This window comes from Roseomonas sp. TS2, from assembly GCF_058833935.1.
The window spans coordinates 1-10,194 of the sequence record NZ_JCACVY010000164.1 but is presented as its reverse complement, the minus strand read 5'-3'; the positions used below and the strand labels follow the sequence as shown (position 1 = coordinate 10,194).

Below are 10,194 nucleotides of genomic sequence, written 5' to 3'. Positions count from 1 at the left end.
GCCTGCTGCGCCATGCGGCGCGCCAGCGGCGAGGCGAAGACGCGGTCGCCCTGCGCGGCCGGGGCGGGCTTCTGCTCCGCCTTGGGCGCCTCGGTGGCCGGCGGCGTGCCGGGGCGGTTCGGCGCGACCTGCTCGGGAGCCTTCTCCTTCGCCGCCTCCTGCTTCGGCGCCTCCTGCTTCGGGGCCGGCTTCGGGGCGGCGGCACCGGCATCGGCCGGCACCGCCTCGCCCTCCTCGACCAGCACGCCGATGGGGGCGTTCACCTTCACCCCCTCGGTGCCCTCCTGCACCAGGATCTTGCCGAGGATGCCCTCATCCACGGCCTCGAATTCCATGGTGGCCTTGTCGGTCTCGATCTCGGCGATGACGTCGCCCGCCTTGACCGCGTCGCCTTCCTTCTTGAGCCAGCGCGCCAGCGTCCCCTCGGTCATGGTGGGGGACAGCGCGGGCATCAGGATGTTGGTGGCCATCGTCCCGCTTCCCCCGTTACTTCTTGTAGGTGACGCGCTTCGCCGCATCGACCACGTGGTCAATGGTCGGCAGGGCGAGCTTCTCAAGGTTGGCCGCGTAGGGCATCGGCACGTCAAGGCCGGCGACCCGCACCGGCGGCGCGTCCAGGTAGTCGAAGGCGTGCTCGATCACCTGCATCGCCACCTCGCAGCCGATGCCGCTGAAGGCCCAGCCTTCCTCGACGGTGACGAGGCGGTTGGTCTTCTTCACCGAGGCGACGATGGTCTCGGTGTCGAGCGGACGGATGGTGCGCAGGTTGATCACCTCTGCGTCGATCCCCTGCTCGGCGAGCTTCTCGGCCGCCTGCATCGCCAGCCCGACCTCGATCGAGAAGGCGACGATGGTGACGTCCTTGCCGGCGCGCTCGACCTTGGCCTTGCCGATGGGGAGGATGAAATCCTCGTCCGTCGGGCATTCGAAGGTCTGGCCGTAGAGGATCTCGTTCTCGAGGAACACCACCGGGTTCGGGTCGCGGATGGCGGCGCGCAGCAGCCCCTTGGCATCCGCCGCCGACCACGGCGCCACCACCTTGAGGCCCGGCACATGCGCGTACCAGGAGGCGTAGCACTGGCTGTGCTGGGCGGCGACGCGGGCGGCTGCGCCGTTCGGGCCGCGGAAGACGATCGGGCAGCCGAGCTGGCCGCCGGACATGTACAGCGTCTTGGCGGCGCTGTTCACGATCTGGTCGATCGCCTGCATCGAGAAGTTGAAGGTCATAAACTCGACGATCGGCTTCAGCCCGGTGAAGGCCGCGCCCACCGCCATGCCGGTGAAGCCGTGCTCGGTGATCGGCGTGTCGATGACGCGCTTCGGCCCGAACTCGTCCAGCAGCCCCTGGCTGATCTTGTAGGCGCCCTGGTACTGGGCGACTTCCTCGCCCATCAGGAACACCTTGTCGTCGCGCCGCATCTCGGCGGCCATCGCGTCGCGCAGCGCCTCGCGTACGGTGATGGGCTTGGTCTCGCCCCAGTCCTTCTCGGCCTCCTGCGCGGGGGCCTTGGGCTGCGCGTCCGTCTCCGGGCGCTGCTCGGTGCCCTTGGCGGCGACGGCGGCGTGGTCCTCGGCCTCCTTCGCCACCTCGGCGGTCTCGCCGCCGGCCTGGATGGCGTTGGAGACGGGCTCCTGCGGCCCGGAGGCCGAGGTGCCGGCGCCCCCATCCCCGCCATCGATCTCGGCGATGGGGGAGTTCACCGCCACGCCCTCGGTGCCCTCGGGCACCAGGATCCTGGTCAGCTCGCCCTCATCGACCGCCTCCACCTCCATGGTGGCCTTGTCGGTCTCGATCTCGGCGATGATGTCGCCGGCGGCGACGGTGTCGCCTTCCTTCTTCAGCCAGCGCGCCAGCTTCCCCTCGGTCATGGTGGGGGAGAGGGCGGGCATCAGGATCGTCGCACCCATGGGTCAGCGGGCCTCCAGCAGGATGTCCGTCCACAGCTCGGACTCGTCCGGCTCGGGGGAAGTCTGGGCGAATTCGGCGGAATCGGCGACGATGCGCTTCACCTCGTCGTCGATCGTCTTCAGCTCGGCCTCGGGCAGGCCGCTGTCCAGCAGCTTCTTGCGGGCGGTCTCGATGCAGTCATGCTGCTCGCGCATCTTCTGCACCTCCTCCCGCGTGCGGTACTTCGCCGGGTCGGACATGGAGTGGCCGCGGTAGCGGTAGGTCTTCATCTCGAGGATGTAGGGGCCCTTGCCCTCGCGGCAGTGCGCGACCGCGCGCTCGCCGGCGGCCTGCACGGCCTCCACGTCCATGCCGTCCACCTGCTCGCCCGGGATGCCCCAGGGGGTGCCGTCCTTCGAGCGGTCCTTCGAGGCGGAGGCGCGCTCGGCGCTGGTGCCCATGCCGTACTTGTTGTTCTCGATGATGAACACGACCGGCAGCTTGAACACGGCGGCGAGGTTGTAGCTCTCGAACACCTGGCCCTGGTTGGCCGCGCCGTCGCCATAGTAGGTCAGGCAGACATTGCCGTTGTCGTTGTACATGTTGGCAAAGGCCAGCCCGGCGCCGAGCGACACCTGGGCGCCGACGATGCCGTGGCCGCCGTAGAAGCCCTTCTCGCGGCTGAACATGTGCATCGAGCCGCCCTTGCCCTTGGAGTAGCCCCCCGAGCGCCCGGTCAGCTCCGCCATCACGCCGCGCGCCTCCATGCCGGTGGCCAGCATGTGTCCGTGGTCGCGGTAGGAGGTGATGACCTGGTCGCCCGGCTGCAGGCAGAGCTGCATGCCCACCACCACGGCCTCCTGGCCGATGTAGAGGTGGCAGAAGCCGCCGATGAGCCCCATGCCGTAGAGCTGGCCCGCCTTCTCCTCGAAGCGCCGGATCAGCAGCATGTCGCGGTAGGCCTTGAGCAACTGCCCCTGCGAGAGGCCTTCCCGCCCTGCGGGTGGGGCCTTCGCCTTGCCGCGACGCTTGGTGGTGGCCGCTTCGGCGCCTTGGACCATCCGGCTGCTCCATTCTGCCCGCAACCGCTCGGAATTGGCGGCAGCGCAAGGCCGAGATACGTGGCGCAACGCCCAACTGCAAGCGCAAGGCGATAGCCAAGTCCTTGATGCTGCGGTGCAATATGGTATTTAACCGAAATGTGGTTAAAAGCCAGATCGTTCCTCAGGCGGCGCAATACCACTGCGGCATCGCGGCAGGATACAGGCCGAAGCTTTCGCTTGTCCTTCCCCTGACGAAAGCAACGGAAAGGCTGTGTGGGAGTTGCGGGCCAAGCGGCCATTCGCCCGGCCGCGCCGCATTCAGCCGGCCCGCCCTGACACCACCCGTCCGACGCAGGGATTGCCGCCGATCCAGTAGCAAAGCTCCGCGGGGCGGCCGATGCGGAAAAGGGCGAGATCGGCCCGCAGGCCGGGCCGCAGCACGCCGCGGTCGGTCATCCCAAGCGCGGCCGCGGCGTGGCGCGTCACGCCCAGCAGCGCCTCGGCCACGGTGAGGCGGAACAGGGTGCAGCCCAGGTTCAGCATCAGCAGCAGGGAGCGGGCGGGCGAGGAGCCTGGGTTCATGTCCGTGGAGAGGGCCATGCGAAGCCCGGCCGCCCGCATCGCCGCGACGTCCGGATGCTTCGATTCGCGAATGAAATAGGTAGCCCCCGGCAGTAGCACCGCCACGCTGCCGGCGGCGGCCATGGCACGCAGCCCTTCGGCGCTGGCATATTCCAGGTGGTCGGCCGAGAGGGCGCCGAAGCGGGCGGCGAGCGCCGCGCCGCCAAGGTCGGAAAGCTGGTCGGCGTGCAGCTTCACCGGCAGGCCGGCGGCCCGCGCGGCGGCGAAGACCCGCTCCGTCTGCGCGGGCGAGAAGGCGATGCGCTCGCAGAAGGCATCCACCGCGTCGGCCAGCCCGGTGGCGGCGGCGGCGGGGATGACCTCGCGCACCACAAAATCCGTGTAGGCCTCGGCGCCGCCCTCGTAGCCGGGCGGCACGGCATGGGCGGCGAGCAGGGAGGTCGCCACCTCCACCGGCAGCGCGGCGCCGAGGCGGCGGGCGACCCGCAGCATCTTCATCTCCGATTCGAGATCGAGCCCGTAGCCGGACTTGATCTCGACGGTGGTGACACCTTCGGCCATCAGCCCTTGCAGCCGGGGCAGGGCGGCTTCCAGCAAGGCGCCTTCGCTGGCCGCGCGCGTGGCGCGGACGCTGGAGAAGATGCCACCCCCCGCGCGGGCGATCTCCTCATAGGTGGCGCCTTCCAGCCGCTGCTCGAACTCGCCCGCGCGGTTGCCGCCGAAGACAAGGTGGGTGTGGCAATCGACGAGCCCCGGCAGGACCCAGGCGCCCGCGCAATCGGTGACCGGTGCCTCATGCGCCGGCAGGTCCGCGCGCTTCCCGACCCAGGCGATGCTGCCGCCCCGTGTGGCGATGGCACCGTCCTCGACGATTCCGAGCGGCGCTTCGGCCGGCCCGTCCATGGTGGCGAGGTGGGCATTGAGCCAGACGTGATCGAACCCGCTCATCGCGATGCTTCCCGAATGTGGGGGTTCCGGGGGAACTCAGTTCCCCCGGCGGGGTGGTCCAGGAGGGGCGGCGCCCCTCCTGGCCGGGCTTTCAGCGAAGGAGCGCCGCGAACACCCCGTGCTCAACGAGGCGCCTGGCCGCGGCGATATCCGGCGCCATGAGCCGGTCCTCATCCCAGGGCGCGGCGATGCCGCGGATTTCCGCCAGCGCCTTCTCCAGCACCTCCGACGTGACGAGCGGCCGATGGAAGCCGATTCCCTGCGCCGCCGCCAGGAACTCGATGGCGAGGATGCCCGCCGTGTTATCCGCCATCTCGGCGAGGCGCAGCGCCGCGCCGGTGGCCATGGAGACATGGTCCTCCTGGTTGGCGCTGGTGGGCAGGCTGTCCACGCTGCGGGGATGGGCGAGGGACTTGTTCTCGCTGGCCAGCGCCGCCGCCGTCACCTGCGCGATCATGAAGCCCGAGTTCAGCCCGCCCTCGCGCACCAGGAAGGCGGGCAGGCCGGAGAGCACCGGATCGGTCAGCAGCGCGATGCGGCGCTCGGAGAGGGCGCCGATCTCGGCGAGCGCGAGGGCGATGGTGTCGGCGGCGAAGGCCACCGGCTCGGCGTGGAAATTGCCGCCCGAGAGCACCTCGCCCTCGGCGGTGACGAGCGGGTTGTCGGTCACGGCGTTGGCCTCGCGCTCCAGCACGGCGGCGGCGTGGTCCAGCAGGTCGAGGCAGGCGCCCATCACCTGGGGCTGGCAGCGCAGGCAATAGGGGTCCTGCACGCGGCTATCGCCGGTGCGGTGGCTCTCGCGGATGGCGCTGCCCTCCAGCAGGGCGCGCAGCGCGGCGGCGGCGCGGATCTGCCCCGGCTGGCCGCGCAGCGCGTGGATGCGCGGGTCGAAGGGCGTGTCCGAGCCGCGCGCCGCATCGACGCTCATCGCCCCCGCCACCAGCGCGCTGCGCCAGAGGGATTGGGTGGCGAACAGCGCGGCGAGCGCCAGCGCGGTGGAAACCTGCGTGCCGTTCAGCAGCGCCAGCCCCTCCTTCGGCCCCAGCTCCAGCGGCGCGAGGCCGGCGCGCTTCAGCGCCTCGGCGCCGGGCAGCACTTCCTCGCCGACGAAGGCCTCGCCCTCGCCGATCAGCACCAGCGCCATGTGGGCGAGTGGCGCGAGATCGCCCGAGGCGCCGACCGAGCCCTTGGCGGGGATGGCCGGCAGCACATCGGCGCGCAGCAGGGCGAGCAGGGCGGAGACCACCTCCGGCCGCACCGCCGAGGCGCCGCGTGCCAGGGAGAGGGCCTTCAGCGCCAGGATCAGCCGCACGACGGGGGCAGGCATGAAGGGGCCGATGCCGGCGGCGTGGCTGCGCAGCAGGTTGCGCTGCAGCTTCGCCAGGTCCTCCGTGCCGATGCGCTGGCTGGCCAGCTTGCCGAAGCCGGTGTTGACGCCATAGAGCGCCTCGCCCGTGGCGATGCGCGCGGCGAGCGCCGAGACGGAGCGCGCCACCGGCGCTTCCCACCCCGCAGGTAGTTCCAGCACGGCGCCTTCGAGGATGGCGCGCAGATCGGCCAGCGTGGCGTGGCCGGGCGCCACGATGCGGGCGGCGCTCACTTGGCACCCCCGAGCATCGGCAGGTCGAGCCCCTGTTCCCGCGCGCAGTCGATGGCGATGTCGTAGCCAGCATCGGCATGGCGCATCACGCCCGTCGCCGGGTCGTTCCACAGCACGCGCTTCAGGCGGCGCGCCGCATCCTCCGTGCCGTCGGCGACGATGACCATGCCGGCATGCTGCGAATAGCCCATGCCGACGCCGCCGCCATGGTGCAGCGAGACCCAGGTGGCACCCGAGGCGGTATTGAGCAGCGCATTGAGCAGAGGCCAGTCGCTCACGGCATCCGAGCCGTCCTTCATCGCTTCCGTCTCGCGGTTGGGCGAGGCGACGGAGCCGGAATCGAGATGGTCGCGGCCGATGACGATGGGCGCCTTCAGCTCGCCCCGCGCCACCATCTCGTTGAAGGCGAGGCCGAGCCGGTGCCGCTGCCCCAGCCCCACCCAGCAGATGCGCGCCGGCAGGCCCTGGAACTTGATCCGCTCGCGCGCCATGTCCAGCCAGCGGTGCAGGTGCCTGTCATCCGGGATCAGCTCGCGCACCTTGTCGTCGGTGCGGCGGATATCCTCCGGGTCGCCCGAGAGCGCGGCCCAGCGGAAGGGGCCGACGCCGCGGCAGAAGAGCGGGCGGATATAGGCCGGCACGAAGCCCGGGAAGCCGAAGGCGCCTTCCAGCCCTTCATCCTTGGCCATCTGGCGGATGTTGTTGCCGTAGTCGAGCACGGCGCTGCCCATAGCCTTGAAGTCCAGCATCGCCTGCACATGCGCGACCATCGATTTCTTCGCGGCTGCGGCGACGGCCTTCGGGTCGCTCTCGCGCCGGGCTTCCCACTCGGCCAGCGTCCAGCCGGCGGGGAGGTAGCCATTGGCGGGGTCGTGCGCGCTTGTCTGGTCGGTGACGATGTCGGGGACCACGCCGCGCCGCACCAGCTCGGGGAAGATCTCGGCGGCGTTGCCGAGCAGGCCGATGCTGACGGCCTTCCGCTCGGCGCAGGCCTGTTCGATCATCCGCAGCGCCTCGTCCAGCGTCTCCGCGCGGCGGTCGAGGTAGCCGGTTTCCAGCCGCTTCTCGATGCGGCTCGGCTGGCACTCCACCGCCAGCACGCAGGCGCCCGCGAAGACGCCTGCCAGCGGCTGCGCGCCGCCCATGCCGCCGAGGCCCGCCGTCAGGATCCAGCGCCCGCCAAGATCGCCGCCGAAATGTTGCCGCCCGGCTTCCACGAAGGTCTCGTAGGTGCCCTGCACGATGCCCTGGCTGCCGATATAGATCCAGGAACCCGCCGTCATCTGGCCGTACATCATCAGCCCGGCGCGATCGAGCGCGTTGAAATGCTCCCAGTTCGCCCAGGCCGGCACGAGGTTGGAGTTGGCGATGAGCACGCGCGGCGCATCCTTGTGCGTCTCGAACACGCCCACCGGCTTGCCGGACTGCACCAGCAGCGTCTGGTTTTCTTCAAGCCGCTTCAGGACGGACAGAATGGTTTCATAGCTCTGCCAGTCGCGCGCGGCGCGGCCGATGCCGCCATAGACCACCAGCTCGCCGGGGCGCTCGGCCACCTCGTCGTCGAGGTTGTTCATCAGCATCCGCATCGCCGCCTCGGTGGTCCAATGCTTGGCGGTGAGGGTGTCGCCGCGCGGGGCGCGGATGGCGGGGGCATTGCGGAACCGGGTGTGCGACATGGGTCTGTCTCGTCTCGGTCGGGGTTCAGTCCAGCGCGCCGCCAAGGCGGTAGCGCGTGCCGGGATGGGTGAGGAAGGCCCGCGTCGCCACCACGCGCCACGACCAGGTGCGGCGGTGGACCAGCAGGCAGGGCTCGTCGGGCGGGATGCCGAGGGCCGCGGCGATCTCCGGCGCGGCGCGGGTGGCCTCCACCACATGCTCCACCCGCTCGGGCGGCGCGCAGGAGGTGAGGTAGCGGTAGGGCGTGATGCGGCTGAAATCCTGCTCCAGGAAGCGTGGCGCGATCACCGGGTTCACCAGCCGCTCCTCGAACTGCACGGCCATGCCATCCTCCCGGTGCACCAGCCGCGCCCGGAAGAGCTCTGCCTGCTCGGGCAGGCCGAAGGCGGCGGCCATGGCCGCGTCCGCCCGCAGCCGGCCGAGGGAGAGCACCTCGGCTGCGTGCGTGCCGCCGCGCTCGACGATCTCCTCGGCGATGTCGCGCAGCTCCAGCAGGTTCGATTGCGGCTTGGCGCCGGCGACAAAGGTGCCCACCCCCTGCACCCGCACCAGCAGCCCCGCATCGGCCAGCTCGCGCAGCGCCCGGTTGACGGTGACGCGGGAGACGCCGGTCAGCTTCACCAGCTCATGCTCGGAGGGCACGCGGTCCTCCACCCCCCATTCGCCGCTGGCGACGCGGCTGAGGATGAAGGCCTTGATCTGCTGGTAGCGCGGCGTGGCCGGGCTGGGCGTCGGCAGCAGGGCAGGGGTTTCGGAGCTCGGCATGGCCGGGAGCATGGTTGTCTTGACAAGTCCAGTCAACCGGAAAGACGATGCCGCCCACCGCTGCGAGAAGGCCGCCCGGCATGACCCACTACTTCGCCCCCGCCGCCCTGCTGCCCACCGGCTGGGCGCGCGACGTGCGCATCGAGACCGATGGCGCCGGCAGCATCGCGACCGTCACGCCGGGGGGCGATCCGGCCGGAGCGGAACGCCTGCCGGGCGCCGTCATCCCCGGCCTGCCGAACCTGCATTCCCACGCCTTCCAGCGCGCCATGGCCGGCCATGCCGAGCGCCGCTCGCCCCCCGAGGCGCGCGATGCCGAGGGCGGCGAGGATTCCTTCTGGACCTGGCGGACGACGATGTACCGCTTCGTCGGCCGCTTCACGCCGGAGGATGCGGAAGCCGTGGCCGCGCAGCTCTACGCCGAATGCCTGGAATGGGGTTTCACGAGTCTCGCCGAGTTCCACTACCTGCACCACCAGGCCGACGGCACGCCCTATGCCGAACCGGCGGAGATGGCGCTGCGGCATCTGGCGGCGGCGCGCGCCACGGGCATCGGCATCACCCTGCTGCCGAGCCTCTACCGGCATGGCGGCATCTTCGGGAAAGACCCCGTGCCGGGGCAGCGCCGCTTCCTCAACGACCTCGACGGCTTCTGGCGCATCGTGGAGGGTATCCGCGCCGCCATCGTGGGGGATGCGCAGGCGGGGCTCGGCCTCGCGCCGCACTCGCTGCGCGCGGTGACGCCGGAGATGCTGCGCGAGGTCTCACGCTTCGGCGGCCCCATCCACATCCACGCCGCCGAGCAACTGCGGGAGGTGGAGGAATGCCGCGCCGCCACCGGCGCCCGCCCCGTGCAGTGGCTGCTGGAGAACATGCCGCTCGACGCGCGCTGGTGCCTGATCCACGCCACCCACATGACGGAGGCGGAAGCCGTGGGGCTCGCCCGTAGCGGCGCGGTGGCCGGGCTCTGCCCCAGCACCGAGGCCTCGCTGGGGGACGGCATCTTCGGCCTGCCCGCCTATCGCGCGGCGGGCGGGCGGCTCGGCTTCGGCACGGACAGCCATGTCGGCACCTCGCCGCGCGACGAGATGCGGCAGCTGGAGACCAGCCAGCGCCTGGCGCAGCGCCGGCGCTCCGTGGCGACGGACGAGGCCCACCCCCACCCGGCGCGCAACCTGCTGGAAGCGTCTCTCGCCGGCGGGGCGCAGGTGAGCGCGCGGGCCATCGCCGGAATCGCTCCCGGCCAGCGCTGCGACCTGGTGGCGCTGGACGACGAACACCCAGCCCTGTGCGGCCGGGAAGGGGATGAACTGCTCGACGCCTGGGTGTTCTGCGGCCAGGGCAACCCGGTGCGGCAGGTGGTGGCCGGCGGGCGCGTGGTGGTGCGGGAGGGGCGGCACGTTGCGGCCGAGCCCATCGCCGCCGCCTTCCGCGCCGCCATGCGGAGGCTTTCGGCATGAGCCCCGTCATCCGCCCCGCGGGCGCGGCGGAGATGCCGCTGCTGGTGGAATGGGCCGCCGCCGAGGGCTGGAACCCAGGCCTCGCCGACGCCGCCACCTTCCACGCCGCCGATGCCGGGGGCTTCCTGCTGGCCGAGGTGGCGGGCCTGCCCGTCGCCTGCCTCTCCGCCGTGCGGCAGGGGGAGGAGCATGGCTTCATCGGCTTCTACATCGTCCGCCCGGATTGGCGCG

Annotated in this window: 8 protein-coding genes and 1 pseudogene; 2 read left to right on the top strand and 7 right to left on the bottom strand. The window is 71.2% G+C overall.

Annotation, left to right across the window (positions count from 1 at the left end):
• From ACZJYS_RS19465 to hutC, 7 genes are all read right to left on the bottom strand, one after another.
• The coding region (locus tag ACZJYS_RS19465) for a biotin/lipoyl-containing protein (protein ID WP_493180010.1) at positions 1-470 on the bottom strand (470 nt) is incomplete at its 3' end.
• Between the two features lie 16 nt (positions 471-486).
• On the bottom strand, positions 487-1,908 hold the full coding sequence (locus ACZJYS_RS19460) for a pyruvate dehydrogenase complex E1 component subunit beta (RefSeq protein ID WP_493180009.1): 1,422 nt from the start codon (positions 1,906-1,908) through the stop codon (positions 487-489).
• Between the two features lie 3 nt (positions 1,909-1,911).
• Positions 1,912-2,949 (bottom strand): pyruvate dehydrogenase (acetyl-transferring) E1 component subunit alpha, encoded by a 1,038-nt coding sequence (gene pdhA / locus ACZJYS_RS19455; protein ID WP_493180008.1) that lies wholly within the window; start codon positions 2,947-2,949, stop codon positions 1,912-1,914.
• A 300-nt stretch (positions 2,950-3,249) separates the two neighbouring features.
• A complete protein-coding gene (gene hutI / locus ACZJYS_RS19450) occupies positions 3,250-4,461 on the bottom strand; it encodes an imidazolonepropionase (RefSeq protein WP_493180007.1) in 1,212 nt (403 codons plus the stop codon).
• Positions 4,462-4,552: 91 nt separating this feature from the next.
• Complete coding sequence (hutH, locus tag ACZJYS_RS19445) at positions 4,553-6,061, bottom strand: histidine ammonia-lyase (protein WP_493180006.1); 1,509 nt, start codon at positions 6,059-6,061, stop codon at positions 4,553-4,555.
• Positions 6,058-7,737 (bottom strand): urocanate hydratase, encoded by a 1,680-nt coding sequence (hutU, locus tag ACZJYS_RS19440; protein ID WP_493180005.1) that lies wholly within the window; start codon positions 7,735-7,737, stop codon positions 6,058-6,060. The genes hutH and hutU overlap by 4 nt, the downstream gene beginning before the upstream one ends.
• Before the next feature lie 25 nt (positions 7,738-7,762).
• The gene (hutC, locus tag ACZJYS_RS19435) at positions 7,763-8,503 is read right to left on the bottom strand and encodes a histidine utilization transcriptional repressor HutC (RefSeq protein WP_493180004.1); all 741 of its coding nucleotides are present in this window, start codon (positions 8,501-8,503) and stop codon (positions 7,763-7,765) included.
• An 80-nt stretch (positions 8,504-8,583) separates the two neighbouring features.
• Here hutC and ACZJYS_RS19430 point away from each other — a divergent pair, with 80 nt between their 5' ends.
• Together ACZJYS_RS19430 and ACZJYS_RS19425 are read left to right on the top strand one after the other, a co-directional pair.
• Positions 8,584-9,963 carry a formimidoylglutamate deiminase gene (locus tag ACZJYS_RS19430; protein WP_493180003.1) on the top strand — a complete coding sequence of 460 codons (1,380 nt, stop codon included), beginning with the start codon at positions 8,584-8,586 and terminating at the stop codon, positions 9,961-9,963.
• A pseudogene (locus ACZJYS_RS19425) lies at positions 9,960-10,194 on the top strand (GNAT family N-acetyltransferase); the annotation flags it as partial. The gene ACZJYS_RS19430 and the pseudogene ACZJYS_RS19425, both read left to right, overlap by 4 nt.

What these genes read in the sequence shown, in the direction of transcription:
- ACZJYS_RS19460 (WP_493180009.1), bottom strand. Translation starts at nt 1,908, where the DNA reads ATGGGTGCGACGATCCTGATGCCCGCCCTCTCCCCCACCATGACCGAG.
- pdhA (WP_493180008.1), bottom strand. Translation starts at nt 2,949, where the DNA reads ATGGTCCAAGGCGCCGAAGCGGCCACCACCAAGCGTCGCGGCAAGGCG.
- hutI (WP_493180007.1), bottom strand. Translation starts at nt 4,461, where the DNA reads ATGAGCGGGTTCGATCACGTCTGGCTCAATGCCCACCTCGCCACCATG.
- hutU (WP_493180005.1), bottom strand. Translation starts at nt 7,737, where the DNA reads ATGTCGCACACCCGGTTCCGCAATGCCCCCGCCATCCGCGCCCCGCGC.
- hutC (WP_493180004.1), bottom strand. Translation starts at nt 8,503, where the DNA reads ATGCCGAGCTCCGAAACCCCTGCCCTGCTGCCGACGCCCAGCCCGGCC.
- ACZJYS_RS19430 (WP_493180003.1), top strand. Translation starts at nt 8,584, where the DNA reads ATGACCCACTACTTCGCCCCCGCCGCCCTGCTGCCCACCGGCTGGGCG.